Raw genomic sequence first — 17,810 nt, 5'->3', positions numbered from 1 at the left:
GGCGGTCCTCGTGATCAAACGGCCGCCTGACCCGTTCACCGTGAAAGCCCATGTCAAAAGGGCGACTTGGCAGTGCCGACCATGACGGTGAAGGAAGAGGGGCGTTCGTGTCCGAGAGTCCGGCCGATGTCATCTCCGAGGGCGGCGATGCAGCGGCTGGGCGCCGGTGAGCTGATCGCCGTGTTCCCTGAGGGCGTCGCCGGGCTGGAGAAACCGTTCCGCGAGCGCTACCGGCTCCAGCCGTTCGATCCCGGGTTCGCGGTCGCGGCCCTGCACGGAGCGGCCCCGGGGGTTCGGCGCCCGGTCCGAGGCCGCCCGGCTGCTGTGCTCCGAGGTGCGGGACACGGTGCAGGAGATGGTCGGGCGGGAGCGCGCATGGGTCAGCGCAGGGACTCCCGCGGCGGCCGCTCCCGCAGGGCGCCGTAGCCGATGAAGTAGGCCGGGACGCGGTTGAGCCAGCGGGACTCCGTGATCAGCTCCGTCATGCGCTTGGCGCGGCGGGGGTCGCCGAAGGCGGTCTCGCCGGCCAGCAGGGGTTCGATGACCTGGGCGTGGGCCAGGCGCTGGAGGCCCTGGGTCAGCACCGTGGTGGGCCAGCGGCGCAGTTGCACGCGGCGGACGTCGTGCAGCCCCACGGTGCCCGCGCGCAGCGGGCGCACCAGGTGGCGGGCGGCGGCCACCGCGTCCTGGACGGCCAGGTTGATGCCGATGCCGAAGACGGGAGACATGGCGTGGGCGGCGTCGCCGATGCACAGCAGCCCGGGGCGGTGCCAGCGGCGCAGCCGGTCGAGCCGTACGTCGAGCAGCTTGACCTCGTCCCAGGAGGTGACGGCGCCGGCCCGGTCGGCCAGCCACGGCGCGGCGTCCGTGAAGCGGGTCATGAAGCGCTCCAGCCCCTCCGCGCGGCGTGCGGTGTCCGTGCCCTTGGGGATGAGCGCCGCGCACTGCCAGTAGTCGCCGCGGTCGATGAGGGCGGTGAAGAAGCGGTCGCCCAGGGCGCCGACGAGCCCGCTGGGGTCGTCCTCCTCGCGCGGCAGGCGGAACCACCAGGCGTCCATGGGGCAGGGGAAGCCCTCCAGGCCGAGTTCCGGCAGGGCCCGGGCGAGCGAGCCGCGGCCGTCGCAGGCCACGGTGAGGGTGGCCCGCAGTTCGCCGGTGCGGCCGTCGGCGGTGCGGTAGCGCACACCCGTGACCCGTCCGCGTTCGACGAGGAAGGAGGTCGCGCCGGTTTCCATGCGCAGCCGGAAGGAGGGTTCCTTGCGGGCTTCGTCGGCGAGCAGGTCGAGCAGGTCCCACTGGGGCACCATCGCGATGTAGTTGTACTTCCCCGGCAGCGCCGCGATGTTCCCCACGGTGACCAGTGACCGGTCCTGCCCGAGGGGCAGTTGGACCGAGGAGACCCGGCGCTGCGGCAGCCGGGCGAAGCGTTCGGCGAGGCCGATGTCGTCCAGGAGCGAGAGGGTCGAGGGGTGCACGGTGTCGCCGCGGAAGTCGCGCAGGAAGTCCCCGTGTTTCTCCAGCACCGTCACCTCGACCCCGGCCCGGGCCAGCAGCAGCGCCAGCACCATGCCGGCCGGTCCGCCCCCCACCACACAGCACGTCGTGCGTTCTCCAGCAGCGGCCACAGCAGCACACCCCTTCGCCTTCGCGGTCCTTCCGGCGGGCCCGAGGAGACGTATACCGCACGGTGGCGGCCCTCCGGCCGGTGACGCGCGCCGCGTCCCCCGTTCCCGAGGTGACGACCCACACGCAGGTGACTAGCATGGACAGGAGACGGCCGCCATCGCGGGAACGGGCCTTTCGCCCGCGGTGATTCACGCGGCCCGGGGAACGCGCGATCCAGCCCCCATGGTCCGCGGCTCGAACAGCCGCGTTGACGGCGGACGCACCCTGCGCACATCCATCCCACAAAGGCAGAACTCCGTGCTGGAACGGAAGAAGGCCGAAGGCGTTCCGCGCCGCACGGGCGGCGCGGTGACGAGAAGGGTTTCGAACCATGCGTGCACTGAGAGTGAAGCAGCTCTTCGCGGCTTCCGCGATCGCGGCCCTGATGGCGGGCGGCGCCGTCGGAGCAGCGGGTACGGCCTCGGCGGCGGTGCCCACTCACTCCGTCGCCTATGTGACCGGCGGCGGTTGGGACGACGACGACGACCACGGCGGCTGGTACGACGACGATGACGACTGGGGCGGAGGGTACGACGACGACGACTGCTGACGGGTGACCGCCCGCGGGGCTGCGCGGACCGCCGTAACGACGGGCCGCGCCGCCCCTTGCCCGCGTGCGGGAGGGGTGCCACCGGGTCCACGCGGTCCCGCGGGCCTCGTACTCGCGCATGGCCTCGACGGCGGTCGCCGTGTCCGGGCCGAGTTCACGGCGTACGAGCCACAGGGCGAGTTCCAGTCCCGGGGTGATGCCGGCGGCCGTGACGAGGTCCCCGTCGTCGACGACGCGGGCGTTCTTCAGCACGCCGCCCTGCTGTTCGAGGTCCGGCCGTGCCTTGTGGTGGGTGGTGCAGGGCCTCCCGCGGGTGGGTCCCGCGGCGGAGAGCAGCATGACGCCCGTGCACACAGGGCGCTGACCGTCAGTCCGGCGCGGGGCGCCGCGCCCAGGGGCGCGCGGCAAGGTGCCGCGGCGGATCCCGGCCCGGACGCTGGGGTCCTCGTGGCGGGCGTAGCCGCCGCCCGGGACGACGAGGACGTCCGCCGCGTGCGGGGCCCAGCCGTGGTCGACGGATGCGGGTGCCGTACGACGCCTGGACGGTTTCCCGCACCGCGGGCCGTCAGGTCCCGAGCCGGGTGGAGGCGCGGGTCTCCAGCGCCCAGTCGTGCCGCCGGAGGGTGTCGGCCGGGGTCCGCCCGGCGAGGACGTCGCACAGCAGGTCGGCACAGGACCTGCCGTACGCGGTGGGGCGGAGGTCGATCGCGGTGACGGGCGGGTCGCAGCTGCGGGCGGCGACGCCGTCCACGCAGGAGGCGACCTGGAAGTCGCGGCCGACGGTCCGGCCGAGGCCGGCCGCGGCGCGCAGCACCCCGGGGGCCGCGCCGTCGGGGGCGCAGATGACGGCGTCCACGGCCGGATCGGCGGACAGCAGGGCGCGGGTGCGCTCGCCCGCCTGGGCCGGGGTGGCGGCGAAGGGAACGGTGTGGACGGTGACGGGGATCTTGTGCGCCGTGCTCCAGGAGGCGGCGGCCGTCCGCAGCGCCTGGGCCCAGGCGGAGGTGGCCTCGGGGGCGAGCAGGGCCGGGGCGTGGGCGCCGCGGCCGTGCACGTGGTCGAGGAGCGCGGTGAGCGAGGCGGCGTTGTCGCAGACCACCGCCGCGGTGGGGGTGGGGGTGTGCCCGGGGTAGCGCTCGCCGGTGACGACCGGGACTCCGGCGGCGAGCAGGCCCGGGACGGCCGGATCGCCGGTCTCCGGGTCGATGACGAGGAGGCCGTCCACCCGGGAGGCGAGGGGCCCGTGCGCCGCGGCCGCCGAGCCCAGGAGGACCACGTCCAGGCCCTCCTCCTGGGCGCGCTCGACCGCCCCGAAGGCGAGGTTCATGTAGTAGTCCAGCCGGGTCGCGGTCTGCGGGAGGTACAGGCCGACCGCTCCGGTGCTGGCCCGGCGCAGGCGGCGGGCGGCGCTGTTGGGGCGGTAGCCGAGCCGGTCCGCGGCCTCGCGCACGCGGTCGCGGGTGGCTCCGGCCACCCGCCCGGACCCCTGGAGGGCGTCGGAGGCGGTGCTCTTGGAGACGCCTGCCGCACGGGCGACGTCGAACAGGGTCACGGTACGGGCGGTCACGGTCCCGCATTCTAGGCGCCCTGGACCGGACCTTGCCGGAACGTTCCGGCACGGTCTACATTCACCCCTGCCGGAAGGTTCCGGCAGACCCTCGCCCAGCGTCCTGACTGAATTCTCAGTCAGGACGCCCCGGTGAACCGACGACCCTCCCGAAGGCGGACCACGCATGCCCGGCTACTCAGTCCTCACCTCCTACGGATCCCCGCTCGGCTCCCCCGGCCGGACCCGGCCGGCCGAGCGCGAGGTCCTGCGCGTCGGGCTCGTCCAGATGCGCTGGCACGCCGATCCGGCCGAGCACGACGACCACCTGCGCGAAGGCGTCGCGCTGGCCGCCGCCCAGGGCGCCCGGGTGGTGTGCCTGCCGGAGCTGACCCGCAGCCCGTACTTCTGCAACACGGACGACCCGATGGCCGACGGTGCCGAGCGCTGGCTGGAGGACGTCGAGACCGGCCCCACGGTCCGGCTGGCCACCGAGCTGGCCACCGGGCTCGGCATCACCGTCCACGCCTCCCTCTACGAGCGCGCGGAGGACGGCGGCCTCGGCTACAACACGGCCGTCTGCGTGGACTCCGGCGGCGAGCTCATCGCCCGCACCCGCAAGAACCACATCCCGGCGTTCCCCGGCTACCGCGAGGACCTCTGCTTCCGGCCCGGCGACAGCGGCTTCCCGGTCGTCGCCCACCAGGGCGCCCGCTTCGGCTTCCCGACCTGCTGGGACGAGTGGTTCCCGGAGCTCGCCCGCGCGTACTCGCTGGCCGGCGCGGACATCCTCGTCCACCCCACCGCCATCGGCTCCGAGGTGGACCTGCCGGACTTCGACACCCGCCCCCTGTGGGAGCACGCCATCAGCGCCAACGGGCTCGCCAACGCCCTGTTCGCCATCGTCCCCAACCGCGTGGGCACCGAGGGCCGCTCCGTCTTCTACGGCTCCTCGTTCATCTCCGACCCCTACGGCCGGGTCATGCTCCGCGCGCCGCGCCACACCCCGGCCGTCCTCGTCGCGGACCTCGACCTCGACCAGCGCCGCGACTGGCTGGAGTTCGGCCTGATGCGCACCCGCCGCCCCGAGCTGTACGGCACCCTCACGGAGCGGACCGGTCCGCGGGCGCGGTGAGGGCCGTCCCGCGGGCCGGACGGCCCGTGTGATCAGCGACTCATCCGCTTGGTGGGAGGGCCCGCGGGGTTGTAGCGTCACGGCGACATAAAGACATAGCGACGACGGCGAGACGGAAGTCCGGTGTGAATCCGGCATGGTCGCGCCACTGTGTGCTGCGACGGCACCCCCCTCGGGGTGGCGGCCGCGGCGAGTCAGACCCTCGGACCGTCGTAACGCACCACCACATGGGACGCGTTGTTCCCCAAGGAGGTTCCCCCATGGCCGAGGCTCTCGCTTCCGCTGCCGTATCCGCCCCCGCTCTCTCCCCGTCCGCGCCGCTGCCCGTCAAGGCCGTCCTGCCCTGGGCGCTGTTCGTCGGCCTGCTGATGCTCGTGGCCCTGTACTTCGTCGGCGCGGAGCAGGGTGCCACCGCCGTGTTCTCGGGCGAGGCCGTCCACGAGTGGGTGCACGACGGACGCCACCTGCTCGGTTTCCCCTGCCACTGAGAGGCGCGCACCATGTACGCCTCCACTGTCAGAGGTCTGCTGGTCCGCGGCATGCTCGCGGGCCTGATCGCGGGTCTGTTCGCCTTCGCCGTCGCCTACGTGGTCGGTGAACCCCCCGTGCGGGGGTCCATCGCCGTCGAGGAGGCGGCGGCCGCCAAGGAGGCCGCTCCCGCGGCCGGCCACGCCGGTCACGGCGGCGGTGGCGACGTCCCCGCCGCCGAGGAGGAGGAAGAACTCGTCAGCCGGCCCGTGCAGTCCACCGTCGGTCTCGCCACCGGCGTGCTGGTCTACGGGGTCGCGCTGGGCGGCATCGCCTCCCTCGCGTTCTCCTTCGCCCTGGGCCGGGTGGGCCGGTTCAGCCCCCGGGCCACGGCCGCCCTCACCGCCGGGGGCGCGTTCACGCTGGTCTACCTGGTGCCGTTCCTGAAGTACCCGGCGACCCCGCCGGCCGTCGGGAACCCGGACACCATCGGCCAGCGCACCACGCTGTTCTTCCTGATGATCCTGCTCAGCGTCCTGCTGGGCGTCGGCGCGATCGTCCTGGGCCGGCGTCTGGCGCCGCGCCTGGGCAACTGGAACGCGACCCTGGCGGCCGGGGCGGGCTTCGTCGTCGCCACCGGGCTGGCCTTCCTGGTGCTCCCGGACAACACCGACGCCGTCAAGGCGGAGTTCCCCGCGGCCCTGCTGTGGGACTTCCGGGTCGCCTCGGTGGCCGTCCAGCTCGTGCTGTGGGCCGTGTTCGGGATCGTCTTCGGGATCCTCGCCCAGCGCCTGCCGGCCCTGCGCGCCGATGCCGCCGGCACGGAGGCGGCGGCCTCCCGCCCGGCATCGGCCCTCGTCTGAGCGCACGCCGAACGCACCCTGAGCCCTGCCGCCCCGGACCTCCGGGGCGGCAGGGCTCGGTCCGTGGGGCTCAGGGGCGGTGCAGGCGGGGGGCCAGGGCCGCCATCACCGCCATCAGCGCGGGCAGCACCAGCATCGCCCAGCGCAGCGTCGTCGCCTCCGCCAGGGCACCGATGACCGGGGGGGCCCGCGAGGAAGCCGACGTAGCCCACGGCCGAGACGGCGGCGATGGAGGAGCCGGTGCGGCCGGGCCGCAGGGCGGCCGCGTGGGCGAAGACGAGGGGGATGACCGCGGCCATGCCCAGACCGAGCAGGGTGTAGCCGACGAAGCCCGCCGCGGTCGTCGCGGCGAGGACCGGGATCAGGGCGCCGGTGCCCGCCACCACGGCGCACAGGAACGTGAAGCGGGCCGTGCCGAGGCGGGCCCGCAGCCGGTCGGCGGTGAGGCGGCCGACGACCATGCCCGCGGAGAAGACGGCGTACCCCAGGCCGGCGGCGCCCGCCGACGCTCCCGTCTCCTCCTTCAGGTAGACGGCCCCCCAGTCGTTGACGACCCCCTCCCCCATCAGGGCGCAGAACGCCACGAGCCCGGGGATCCACAGGCCCGGCCCGGGCAGGGCCAGCAGGGGTCCGGTCCCGGACGGCCGCCCATTCCGCCGCGGTTCGGGGGCGAGGGCCGTGGCCGCCGTCGCCGCGACCGCCAGCAGGACGAGGGCGGTCACGGTGAAGTGCGCCCGGATGCCGACGCCGGCGGAGGCGGCGAGGCCGCCCGCCGTGGCGCCGGCGATGCCGCCGAGGCTGAACATGGCGTGGAAGCCGCCGAGCACGGGGCGTCCGTAGGCGCGTTCGACCAGGACGCCCTGGGTGTTCATGGCGACGTCGACGGCCGTGTTGCCGCAGGCGAAGACGGCCAGGGCCGCCGTCAGTACCGCGAGGTCGGGAACGAACGGCAGGCTCGCGAGGGCGCCCAGGTAGGCGGCCATGCCGGTGCACAGCACCGTACGGCTGCCGTACCTGGCCACCAGGCCGCCGACCAGCGGCAGCCCCACGAAGGCGCCGCCGCTCAGGCCGACGAGCGCCACGGCGAGTTCCCCGGCGGACAGGTCCAGCCGGCTCTGGACGCCGGGCACCCGGGCGGCCCAGGTCGCGAAGGCCGCCCCGGTGACGAAGAAGACCGCGCAGACGGCCAGCCGCATCGTCCGCGGGCGCGGGCTCCGGGCGCGGCCGGGCGGCACCGTGCGTCCGCCCGCGGTCTCGGGCTCGTTGCGCATCTGCGTCCGTCCCCTTGTCGTTCGTGTGCTGTCCGTCCCGGCCCGTCAGTGCGCCGGGCCGGCGGTCCGCCGGGTCAGGGCGACCAGCCCGTCCCGTTCCTCGACAAGGACCTTGTACAGGACTTCGGCGTAGCGGTGCATCGTCGTCACGTCGTTGGGCGGGCCGAAGGAGCTGAGGCTCTGTCCGAGGACGAGGCGGCGCAGGCAGACCTCCTCGCTGACGGGGTACTGCGCCGGGTCGTAGTGGTGGCCGGGGCGGGCGTGCCCACAGCTCCAGGGGCAGCCGCGGCCGTAGCCGCGGAGCTCCTGGAACAGGGTCTGTCCGGGTACCGGCTGCGGCTGCCAGCGCGTGATGTGCAGGCCTTCGGCGTTCACCGCCCGGGCGAGGGCGTCGCGGAAGGCGGCGACGGGGAGGCCGTCGAGGCCTAGTTCCTCGGGCGTGACGAGCAGCGGGTAGAAGAAGTACACGTGCGTGCGGTCCTCGGGGACGACAGGCGTGCGGATGCCGGGTACGCCGGCCAGGGCCCGCGTGAGGGCGGCCCCGTTGGCCTGCCGTACGCGGGACATCCGCGGCAGGCGGGTGAGCTGGGAGCGGGCGAACGCGGCGGCGAGGACGTCGATGCGGTAGTTCCAGCCCATGATGCGGGCGTTGTAGTCGCGGCTCTGGCCGGGGAGTTCCTCGCCGAACATCAGCACCCGCCGGGCCAGCCGGTGCTGTTCCTCGTCGCGCGTGGCGAACAGGCCGCCCTCACCGAGGGCGGAGAGGGTCTTGGAGCCGTTGAGGCTGGCGCCGCTGAGGGTGCCGAGGGAGCCGACGGGGCGGCCCCGGTACTCGGCGCCGTGCGCCTGGGAGGCGTCCTCGATGAGGACGAGGCCGTGCCGGTCCGTGATCGCCCGCAGGGCGTCGTAGTCGGCGGGCAGGCCGTTGAGGTCGACGGCGACGACGGCGCGGGTGCGGTCGGTGATCCGCTCCTCGATCCGGGCGGGGTCGATGTTGAAGGTGGCGGGGTCGGTGTCCACGAACACCGGGATCGCGTTGGCCTGGAGCACGCAGGAGGCCGAGGCGAGGAAGGTGTCGGCCGGCACGAGCACCTCGTCGCCCGGCTCGACGCCCGCGGCGGCGATCGCCATGTGCAGGGCGGCGGTGCCGGAGTTGGCCGCGAGGACGTGGGGCATGCCGGTGTACTCGGCCCAGGCCTCTTCCAGGTCGCCCACCGTGCGCATGGGCCAGTGCCACGGGGCCGCCCCGTCCATCGCGTCGAGCACGGCCTTGCGGTCGGCGTCCGTGATGTGCGGCCAGGGGGCCGCCTCGTGCGGGGAGAGCAGCGGTGTACCGCCGTCGACGGCTAGCACGTCCTGGCCTCCAGGCTCCGGCGCGCGGGGGCCTCCCGGCGGAACACCGCCCTGGCGGTGGGGAGTTCGGGGAAGCGTCCGAGCAGGCCCGCCAGCCGGGTGAGGCCCTCGGCCAGGGTGATCCGCGGGGCGAAGCCGAGCGCTCGCAGCCGGGTGGTGTCGGCGAGGAGCGTGAAGCTGTCGGCGAGGCTGGAGGGGTCGGCGTCCAGCAGTGCGGGGCGGCCGGTCGCCGTCCCCACCTCCGCGGCCAGCTCGCGCATGGAGACGGCGGTGCCGGTGCCCAGGTTGTAGGTCCCGCCGTCGGCGCCCCGGTCGGCCAGGGTGATCAGCGCCCGGCAGAGGTCCTCGACGTGGATGAAGTCGCGGCGCTTGCGGTCGATGTCGCCGACCACGGGGATGGGCTGCTCGTTGAGGTGCCAGCGCAGGAACTGCGAGACCTCTCCGCCCGCCCGGCGGGGGTCTTCGCCCGGGCCGTAGACCACGAAGGACCGGCCGGTGACGACGGGCAGTCCGGCGGTGGCGTGCAGGCTGCGCAGGGTCAGCTCGCCGGACAGCTTCGAGGCGCCGTACGGGAGGAAGGGCAGGGTGGGGTGGTCCTCGTGGATCGGGCTGCGGCGCGGGGTGCCGTAGACGATGGCGGAGGAGAGGTAGACCAGGCGGCGCGCCCCGAGCTCCAGGCAGGCGTTGCCGACGTTGCAGGTCGCGAGGGCGTTGAGGTGGAAGTCGCGGCGGGGGTCGGCCACCGACTCGGTGCCGCTGGCGTTGCCGGCGAGGTGGAACACGGCGTCGGCGCTGCGCAGCGCCAGGAGCGTCTCCCCGTAGTCGCGCAGGTCGGCGCGGACGTGGCGGACGCCGGGCAGTTGCGCGAGGCCGGCGGGAAGCGGGGCGTGGTCGACGACGGTGACCTTCCGGGACAGCCGGCTGAGGGCCGTGACGAGGTGCCGGCCGACGAAACCGGCTCCGCCGGTGACGGCCACCTCCTCGTAGGGGCTTTCGGGTGTGTCGGGGCCGTGGTGGTGCACGATCACTCCATTCGGGGTCCGGCGTGGTCCAGCGGGGGCCGGCGGATCCGGGGCGAGGGGAATGGCGGGAACGGGCGGGCGCCGGGCCGGGGTCACGCGGGGCGCGCACGCCCGCCGCCGTGCACCCCGTGTGCGCCGGGCCGGAGTGCCGTCCGGCGCCGGTCCGGGGACCGCGGTGCCGCTCACACACCTGATCGGTGACCGGCCCAGCCAGTGCACCACGCCTCCTCCCGGCCGGCGCAAGGGGTGCCGGGCAGAGTGGCCGAGACCGCCTCCCGTCCGGCGGCGGGGCGGCGAGAAGAGCGGAGCTGGTCCGTTTCCGCCCCCGCCGAGGGCGGAAGGAGGGCCTCCGCCCAAACCGGAAGCAGGGGGCGCACCGTTGCGCGAGGGCGCCCGGATGGCCGGTTCGGCGGGCTTGACCTGGGGGGACGGGAGATGCTCCACAGCGGGCAAACCCCGCGCGACCACCGATCCGTGGAACCCGTCTGAAGGTATGAACACGAATTTCACACATCTGCTCTTCATACCGGGCCGCCATGGTCTAGATTGACCGTGCTTCAGCTGTTCATACACGAGCAACCAGTAAACGATCTACAGGTCAGGCGCTACGGAAAGCTGGCAATCACGTCCCCCCGGCACGATGCGTGGGGGATGATCAATTACCGGGGCCCGGGAAAGGGCCTTGGGTGCGGGGGAGCACCCGAGGTTTCGGCGGGTTCTCGCGCACGTCGCAAGTCTGGCGGGGCACGTCCGTTCGCTGCCGCCGGGGTGGGTTGTCCAAGCAGTTCCAGACGGCCGGGCGGGGATCCCGGGGAGGAACGGCGCGGTCGGGAGGCGGGGGCCTCCCGGCGGAGCACGTGATTGGCGAAAACACGTCGTACCACTGGGGACCTGGGGGGTTCTGTGCGGCAAGGGGGATTAGTCAGCCCGTTCCCGTCTGCGCGCGGGGGGCGTCTGGCGAACGGGGCGATCAGCCGTCCCGCGAGTGACTGGGAGCAGCGGTACCGGCGTACCGTGATCACCAGCGATACCGTGGCCACCGCCCTGGTGGTGGCGTCCATCGGCAACTTCTTCGGGGCTCGTGACGCGGCCAACTGGCACGAGAAATGGGGAATTCTCGCATTCGGCACCGAACTTCTGGTATTGGCCGCACTGGCCGTCAACCGGTCATGGGTTCCGGCGGTTCTCGGCCAGGGTGCCGAGGAATTCCGCCGACTCGGCCGCTCCTTGTTCACGGCGACCGTCTTACTGGCGCTCGGCGGGATCGCCCTCGCCTCGCGCAACATCAAACTCTGGATCTTCGTCGCGATCCCAGCGATCGCCCTCGTCACCATGACCACCCGGTATCTTCTGCGCCTCTGGCTGCACAAACAGCGGAAAGAGGGGCAGTGCCTGCGACCGGTGCTCGCCGCCGGCAGCCCGGCCACCCTGCACGATCTGATCACCCGAACCCGCAAGTTCCCGCACCTCGGCTGGCGGGTGGACGCGGTGTGCACGACGGACGGTCTCGGGCTCGACGGAGACGGTGACCAGCTGGACGGCGTACCCGTCGTCGGCCGGCTGGCCGACGTGGCCAACCACGTCCGGCGCGACGGCTACCGCGTCGTCGCGGTCACCCCGGACCCGCACTGGTCGCCGGACCGGCTCCAGCGGCTGGCCTGGAACCTGGAGGGCAGCGACGCCGAGATGGTCGTGGCCCCGGTGCTGATGGAGGTGGCCGGACCGCGGCTGCACGTGGACGCGGTGCTGGGCATCCCGCTGCTGCGGGTCAGCATGCCGATCTTCACCGGCGGCCGCCGGGCCGTCAAAGAGGTGGTCGACCGGGTGGGCGCGGCGGTCCTGCTGATGCTGTTCGCGCCGCTGATGGTGTTCGTCGCGCTGCTGGTGGTCGCGGACAGCCGGGGCGGGGCCGTGTACCGGCAGCGCAGGGTCGGCAAGGACGGACGCGAGTTCACCATCCTCAAGTTCCGCACCATGGTCGCCGACGCGGACCGGGTACGGGCCGAGCTGGCCGACCGCAACGAGGGCGCCGGCCTGCTGTTCAAGCTCCGCCGGGACCCGCGGGTGACCCGGGTGGGAACGGTGCTGCGCCGGTACTCGATCGACGAACTCCCGCAACTGTTCAACGTGTTGACGGGATCGATGTCGCTCGTCGGTCCGCGGCCCCCGCTGCCGGAGGAGTCCGCCGAATACGGTCCGGACATCCGGCGGCGGCTGCTGGTCAAGCCCGGGCTCACGGGCCTGTGGCAGATCAGCGGACGCAGTGACCTGTCATGGGAGGAGGCGGTCCGGCTGGACCTGCGGTACGTGGAGGACTGGTCGCTCGCGCTGGACACAGTGATCTTGTGGAAGACGCTGCGTGCGGTGGTCTACGGGCAGGGGGCCTATTGATGCGCGGGAGTCCTCGTCGGGCAGACGCGCGGACCGCAGGCCGTGGGGGCCTGCGTGGGGGGAGGAACGAGTCATGAGGGTCAGTGTTTTCGGGCTCGGCTACGTGGGCTGCGTCTCGGCCGCGTGCCTGGCCGAGCTGGGCCACGAGGTCATCGGGGTCGACGTCAGCCAGGTGAAGGTGGACCTGGTCAACGACGGCAAGGCTCCGGTGGTCGAGGAGCGGATCGGCGAGCTCATCGCCGGCGTCGTGCGGACGGGGGCCTTGCGCGCCACCGGTGACGTCCGCGAGGCGATCATGGAGAGCGAGGTGTCGCTGGTCTGTGTGGGCACCCCGTCGGAGCCCAACGGCAGCCTGTGCACCACGTACCTGGAGCGGGTCACCGAGCAGATCGGCACGGCCTTGGCCGAGCGGGGCGGGCGGCACACCGTGGTGTTCCGCAGCACCATGCTCCCGGGCACCTGCCTGGACCTGCTGCTGCCGATCCTGGAGAAGTCCGTCGGCGGCACGGCCGGAGTGGAGGTCGGGGTCGCGGTCAACCCGGAGTTCCTCCGCGAGGGCACCAGCGTGCGGGACTTCTTCGACCCGCCGAAGACCGTCATCGGCGAACTGGACCCGGCGAGCGGTGACGTGGTGGCCGCGCTGTACGAGGGCCTGCCCGGCGAGGTGTTCCGGGTCCCGGTCCCGGTGGCCGAGGCGATCAAGTACGCGGACAACGCGTTCCACGGCCTCAAGATCGGGTTCGCGAACGAGCTGGGCGCGGTGTGCCGGGCGCTCGGGGTCGACTCGCACCAGGTGATCGACGTGTTCCTGGCGGACCGGAAGCTGAACATCAGCCCGGCCTACCTGCGGCCCGGCTTCGCCTTCGGCGGCTCCTGCCTGCCCAAGGACCTGCGCAGCCTGGTCCACGCGGCACAGCGGGCCGACGTCTCCGTACCCATCCTCTCCCACGTGCTGCCCTCCAACTCCGACCACCTGCAACGCGCGGTGGACCTGGTGGAGCGCACCGGCAAGCGCCGGGCGGGCCTGTTCGGGCTGTCCTTCAAGCCCGGCACCGACGACCTGCGCGAGAGCCCCCTCGTCGAACTGGCGGAGCGGCTCTTCGGCAAGGGCTACGACCTGAAGATCTACGACGCCAACGTGAGCCTCTCCCGGCTCCTCGGCGCGAACCGCGAGTACATCGAGAACCGGCTGCCGCACCTCGCGCACCTGCTCGCCGACTCCGTCGACGAGGTGCTCGACCACGCCGAGGTGTGCCTGGTCGGGTCCAGGGACCCGGACGTGCTGTCGGCACTGCCGCACGGCGACGGACCGGTGATCATCGACCTCATCCACCTTCCCGACGCCGACGCGCGCCGGACCGAACCGGGGTACGTGGGCCTTGCCTGGTAAGAAGACGCGTGGTGCGGCCGGCAGCGGCCGCACCACCGGCCGGCGTGCGCTGGTCCTCGTGGAGAACCTGTCCGTGCCCTTCGACCGGCGTGTGTGGCAGGAGTGCACCACCCTGCGCGACGCCGGCTGGACGGTGGACGTCATCTGCCCGCGCGGGACCAAGCGGGACACCGAGCCGGAGGCCGAGATCGACGGGGTGCGGATCCACCGCTACCCGCTGCGCGCGGCCACCGGCGGACCGGCCGGCTACCTCAAGGAGTACGGATCGGCCCTGTGGCACACCATGCGGCTGGCCCGCAAGGTCGGGCCGGTCCACGTGGTCCACGCCTGCAACCCGCCCGACCTGCTCTTCCTGCCCGCCCTGTGGCTCAAGCGGCACGGAGCGCGGTTCGTCTTCGACCAGCACGACCTGGTCCCCGAGCTGTACCTGTCCCGCTTCGACCGCGGCGAGGACCTGCTCTACCGGGCCGTGTGCGCGCTGGAACGGCTCACGTACCGGGCCGCGGACGTCGTGCTCGCCACGAACGAGAGCTACCGGGACGTCGCGGTGCGCCGCGGCGGCCGGCGGACGTCGGACGTCTTCGTGGTGCGCAGCGCGCCCGACACCGACCGCTTCCACCCCGTGCCGCCCGAGCCCGGACTCAAGCGCGGCAAGCCCCATCTGCTGTGCTACCTCGGGGTCATGGGCCCGCAGGACGGGGTCGACTACGCGCTGCGCGCCCTGGCGAAGCTGCGCGACGAGGTCGGGCGCGACGACTGGCACGCGGTGTTCGTGGGCGGCGGTGACACCTTCGACGCGATGGTGGAGCTGTCCCGCCGGCTCGGGCTCTCCGAGCAGGTGCAGTTCACCGGGCGCGTCTCCGACGCCGACCTGGCGCGGTACCTGTCCACCGCGGACGTGTGCCTCTCCCCCGACCCGCGCAATCCGCTCAACGACGTGTCGACCATGAACAAGGTCCTGGAGTACATGGTGATGGGCCGGGCGATCGTCTCGTTCGACCTGAAGGAGGCGCGGGTCTCCGCCGGCGACGCCGCCGTCTACGCCCCCGCCAACGACGAGGGCGAGTTCGCCCGGCTCATCGCGCTGCTGCTGGACGACCCCGAGAAGCGGGCCCTGATGGGCAAGATCGGCCAGGAACGGATCAACGGGCCGCTCGCCTGGCGCAATTCGCAGGCCTCGCTGCTCTCCGCCTACGCCGCCGCCTGCCGTGACCGCCGTCCGGCGTCGGCGGGCTCCTCCGACGGCACGGGGAAGAGGCCGCGCCGTTGAGCGACGACACGATACGCCTGGTCACGATCGGGCGGATTCTCCGCCGGCGCTGGCGGCTGCTCACCGTCCTCGCCGTGGTGGGCGCACTCGTCGGCTACGGCACCTCCCTGCTGGTCCCACCGCGCTACACCGCCTCGGCCTCGGTCCTGCTGCCGGGGGCGTGGGAGGAGCGCGAGCTGCTGACCCAGGCGGAGATCGCGGCGAGTTCGGTGGTCGTGGACCGCGCGGCCGCCGCGCTCGGCTGGACCAAGGTCAGCCGCACCGAGCTGCGGGACCGGGTGAGCGCCAAGGCCGCGGACGGCAACATCATCAAGATCTCGGGCACGGCGGACACCCCGGAGCGCGCGCAGCGGCTCTCCGACCAGGTGGCGCAGCAGTTCGTGGCGTTCGCCGCGCGGATCTCGGGCGCCGACACCGACCCCGACGCGGCGGCGCGGCCCGAGGCGCTGCGGCAGCTGGTGACGCAGACCAGCCGCCGGATCACCGAGCTGGCGGACGCGGCCGGCCGGGGGCAGACCGTGGAGAGCGTGCAGACCCGTACCGAGCTGTCGAAGCTGCGCACCACGCTCCAGGAGGCCATCGACAAGCTGGACCAGGCCGACCCCGCCGCCAGCAAGGCCATCAAGGCCAACATGGTCGTCATGGGGCCGGCGCCCCGGCCCACCGGCGAGGCGCCGCCGACGAGGACGCAGCTCGTCGTCGCGGGGGCGGTGCTGTTCCTCCTCCTCGGGGTCGTCGGCCATCTCGCCGCCGCGCGGATGAACCGCCGGCCGCGCACCGGGGCGGAGATCGCCAGGGTGCTGGGCGCGACGGTGCTGGGCACCGTCGACGTGCCCGCGGAACGCCCCGGGGACCGGCCGCAGGACCGCGGACCGCGGGCCGGTGTCCGCCGGCTGCTCGGCCTCGACGTCCGGTGGGACCTGCCGGCGCCGCGCACGTCCGACGAGGCGGGCAGGCAGGTCCGCTACCGGCGGGTGCACGCCCGTCTGGGGGACGGGCTGCCGGCCCCCCGGCGGCTCCTGCTACTCGTCCCGGAGGGCGACGACAACGCCCTGCTCGCGGCCGGGCAGCTCACCGCCGGCACCGAGGGCGAGCCCCGGCTGCGGCCGGCGCAGGTGTCGGTGTCCCGGCCGATGGTCGCGGACCGCGAGGACGAGTCCGGTGCCGTCGTCGTGCTCAGCCCCGGCAGCTGGACCGCCGGGGAGCTCACCGGGATCGCCGAGGCGTGTGCGGACGCCGGGCACGAGATCGTCGGAATCGTCCTCGTCGGCACGGTCCGGGCCGGTACGGCGGGGAAGGCCGGCCGTCGCCACGGGGCCGCCGCACCGGCACTGGCGGCCGGCGCCGACGCGACGGGAAGTTCAGGGTGACCATGAGTACGACTACGGAGCCGACGCACTCCGCTCCGCTGCTGGACCTGCAGACGCTCGTGGTGTCGGTGCGCCGGCGGCGCCGCCTGTGGAGCTCCCTGGCGCTGCTGGGGCTGTTCATCGGCGCGGCCGTGGCGGTGCTGCTGCCGCCACCGCCCACCGCGGTGGCCAAGGTGCTGGTGGCGCACCAGCAGGACCAGCCGAACGACCCCGGGACGCTGATCCGCACGGACGTCGCGCTGCTGCAGACCACGCGGATCGCCGAGCAGGCCCTGAAGACCCTGAAGTCCCCGGACAAGCCGGAGGACTTCATGAAGGACTACGCCGGCACCGGCCTGACCAACAACCTGCTCCAGATCGATGTGACCGGTACGAGTGACGCGCAGGCCGTGGCCCGTGCCAAGGCGCTGGCCGACGCGTTCGTGGCGGACCACGTGCGGCGGATCCGGGAGGCCGCGGAGGCCGAGTCCAAGACCCTGCTCGACCAGCGCGACCGGTTGCGGGAGGAACTGGACCAGGTCAACAAGGCGATCGGGAACGGAACGCCGGAGACCGGGCCGAAGGCGTCGGCGAACACCGAGTCGCTCTTCGCCCGCCGGGCCGAACTGACCGCCCGCATCACCGACTTCGGCCAGCGTGCCGCGGAGGCGCGGGTCGGCACGCCCCAGCTCATCGCCGGCACGCAGGTGGTGGACGCGCCGCGCGCGGTGCGGCACTCCCTGCCGAAGGCCGCCGCCACGGACGCCGCCATAGGTTTCGTCCTGGGGCTGGTCCTCGGGCTCGCGGTGGCCGCGGTCGGCGCGGTGGTGGCCGACCGTCCGGTGCTGCGCCGGGAGATCGCGGCGAACCTGGGGGCCTCCGTCATCACGGAACTCCCCCGCCGGTCGGCCGGCCGGCTGCAGCGGCGCGGCACCCGGGGGGCGCGCGAGCGCCTCACCGCGTCGCTGGCCCGCTCGGTACGCGGCTACGCCGAGCCGGTGTCGCTGCTGGAGCTGGGCTGCCCCCAGGCCGCGGCGCTGATCGCCCTCGACCTGGCCGCGGCCCTGGCGGCGGAGGGCCCGGTGTCGGTCGTCGACGGCCTGCCCGGGCTGCGGCTCACCCGGCACCGCCGCAGACCCGCGGAGCTGACGGTGCTCGGCGAGGACGCCCCGGCCCCGGCCGACGGGGAGCGCCGGTTCGGCGTGGGATCGGTCTCGCCCGGCACGGCGTGGACCGACCTCCAGTACCTCGGGACCCGGACCGTGCTCGTCGTCCGGGCCGGGCACGGCAGCGCCGCGTGGCTGCACACGGTGGCGCGGCAGCTCGCCGAGCAGCGCATCACGGTGCTCGGCGTGGTGCTGATCGACCCCGATCCGCGCGACCGGACCGACGGCACGTTGTGGGACGGGCAGCACACCGCGCTGCGCGGGCAGAACGGGCGGCCGGCCCGGGAGAACGGCACGAACGCGCGGCAGACGGAACGGCCGCCCGCGTGGGCGGCGCACGTTCCGGACAGCGACCAGGAGGCACGGTAGGA

The 17,810-nt window shown here is 73.7% G+C and carries 13 protein-coding genes and 2 pseudogenes; 9 read left to right on the top strand and 6 right to left on the bottom strand.

The window, feature by feature from the left end; translation table 11 throughout:
• Positions 1-380: 380 nt before the first annotated feature.
• Positions 381-1,625 (bottom strand): FAD-dependent oxidoreductase, encoded by a 1,245-nt coding sequence (locus tag ABD973_RS31855; protein WP_345503636.1) that lies wholly within the window; start codon positions 1,623-1,625, stop codon positions 381-383.
• 371 nt (positions 1,626-1,996) lie between these two features.
• Between ABD973_RS31855 and ABD973_RS31850 the strand changes: the two genes are divergently transcribed.
• A complete protein-coding gene (locus tag ABD973_RS31850) occupies positions 1,997-2,215 on the top strand; it encodes a hypothetical protein (protein ID WP_125819929.1) in 219 nt (72 codons plus the stop codon).
• A gap of 222 nt (positions 2,216-2,437) precedes the next feature.
• On the opposite strand, the pseudogene ABD973_RS31845 reads toward ABD973_RS31850, so the two are convergent.
• Together ABD973_RS31845 and ABD973_RS31840 are read right to left on the bottom strand one after the other, a co-directional pair.
• Positions 2,438-2,554 (bottom strand): annotated as a pseudogene (locus ABD973_RS31845) (DJ-1/PfpI family protein); the annotation flags it as partial.
• A 226-nt stretch (positions 2,555-2,780) separates the two neighbouring features.
• Complete coding sequence (locus ABD973_RS31840) at positions 2,781-3,782, bottom strand: LacI family DNA-binding transcriptional regulator (RefSeq protein ID WP_125819930.1); 1,002 nt, start codon at positions 3,780-3,782, stop codon at positions 2,781-2,783.
• Positions 3,783-3,948: 166 nt separating this feature from the next.
• Between ABD973_RS31840 and ABD973_RS31835 the strand changes: the two genes are divergently transcribed.
• The 3 genes from ABD973_RS31835 to ABD973_RS31825 all read left to right on the top strand — a co-directional run bounded on the left by ABD973_RS31835 (position 3,949) and on the right by ABD973_RS31825 (position 6,227).
• Positions 3,949-4,896 (top strand): nitrilase-related carbon-nitrogen hydrolase, encoded by a 948-nt coding sequence (locus ABD973_RS31835; RefSeq protein WP_345503633.1) that lies wholly within the window; start codon positions 3,949-3,951, stop codon positions 4,894-4,896.
• Between the two features lie 260 nt (positions 4,897-5,156).
• Positions 5,157-5,384 carry a CbtB domain-containing protein gene (locus ABD973_RS31830; protein ID WP_125595074.1) on the top strand — a complete coding sequence of 76 codons (228 nt, stop codon included), beginning with the start codon at positions 5,157-5,159 and terminating at the stop codon, positions 5,382-5,384.
• Positions 5,385-5,396: 12 nt separating this feature from the next.
• On the top strand, positions 5,397-6,227 hold the full coding sequence (locus tag ABD973_RS31825) for a CbtA family protein (RefSeq protein ID WP_125819932.1): 831 nt from the start codon (positions 5,397-5,399) through the stop codon (positions 6,225-6,227).
• A 194-nt stretch (positions 6,228-6,421) separates the two neighbouring features.
• Here ABD973_RS31825 and ABD973_RS34850 read toward each other — a convergent pair.
• The 3 genes and pseudogenes from ABD973_RS34850 to ABD973_RS31815 all read right to left on the bottom strand — a co-directional run.
• Positions 6,422-7,423 (bottom strand): annotated as a pseudogene (locus ABD973_RS34850) (MFS transporter); the annotation flags it as partial.
• Positions 7,424-7,543: 120 nt separating this feature from the next.
• On the bottom strand, positions 7,544-8,851 hold the full coding sequence (locus ABD973_RS31820) for a DegT/DnrJ/EryC1/StrS family aminotransferase (RefSeq protein ID WP_125819934.1): 1,308 nt from the start codon (positions 8,849-8,851) through the stop codon (positions 7,544-7,546).
• Positions 8,845-9,873, bottom strand: a complete 1,029-nt coding sequence (locus ABD973_RS31815) for an NAD-dependent epimerase/dehydratase family protein (protein WP_241253110.1) — start codon at positions 9,871-9,873, stop codon at positions 8,845-8,847. The genes ABD973_RS31820 and ABD973_RS31815 overlap by 7 nt, the downstream gene beginning before the upstream one ends.
• 903 nt (positions 9,874-10,776) lie before the next feature.
• On the opposite strand from ABD973_RS31815, the gene ABD973_RS31810 reads away from it, so the two are divergent.
• From ABD973_RS31810 to ABD973_RS31790, 5 genes are all read left to right on the top strand, one after another.
• Positions 10,777-12,264, top strand: a complete 1,488-nt coding sequence (locus ABD973_RS31810; RefSeq protein WP_125595082.1) for a sugar transferase — start codon at positions 10,777-10,779, stop codon at positions 12,262-12,264.
• A 73-nt stretch (positions 12,265-12,337) separates the two neighbouring features.
• On the top strand, positions 12,338-13,654 hold the full coding sequence (locus ABD973_RS31805; RefSeq protein ID WP_125595070.1) for a nucleotide sugar dehydrogenase: 1,317 nt from the start codon (positions 12,338-12,340) through the stop codon (positions 13,652-13,654).
• Positions 13,644-14,924 carry a glycosyltransferase family 4 protein gene (locus ABD973_RS31800; RefSeq protein WP_345503628.1) on the top strand — a complete coding sequence of 427 codons (1,281 nt, stop codon included), beginning with the start codon at positions 13,644-13,646 and terminating at the stop codon, positions 14,922-14,924. The genes ABD973_RS31805 and ABD973_RS31800 overlap by 11 nt, the downstream gene beginning before the upstream one ends.
• Positions 14,921-16,294 (top strand): Wzz/FepE/Etk N-terminal domain-containing protein, encoded by a 1,374-nt coding sequence (locus ABD973_RS31795; protein WP_345503626.1) that lies wholly within the window; start codon positions 14,921-14,923, stop codon positions 16,292-16,294. Before ABD973_RS31800 ends, ABD973_RS31795 begins: the two co-directional genes overlap by 4 nt.
• Entirely contained in the window at positions 16,291-17,808 is a 1,518-nt protein-coding gene (locus ABD973_RS31790; protein WP_125819937.1) for a Wzz/FepE/Etk N-terminal domain-containing protein, read from the top strand. Before ABD973_RS31795 ends, ABD973_RS31790 begins: the two co-directional genes overlap by 4 nt.
• Positions 17,809-17,810 lie beyond the last annotated feature (2 nt).

The sequence above is a fragment of the Streptomyces racemochromogenes genome (genome assembly GCF_039535215.1).
GTDB classification, from domain to species: Bacteria; Actinomycetota; Actinomycetes; order Streptomycetales; family Streptomycetaceae; genus Streptomyces; species Streptomyces racemochromogenes.
Note: the sequence above shows the minus strand (reverse complement) of the source record. Positions and strands in the feature narration are given on the sequence as shown.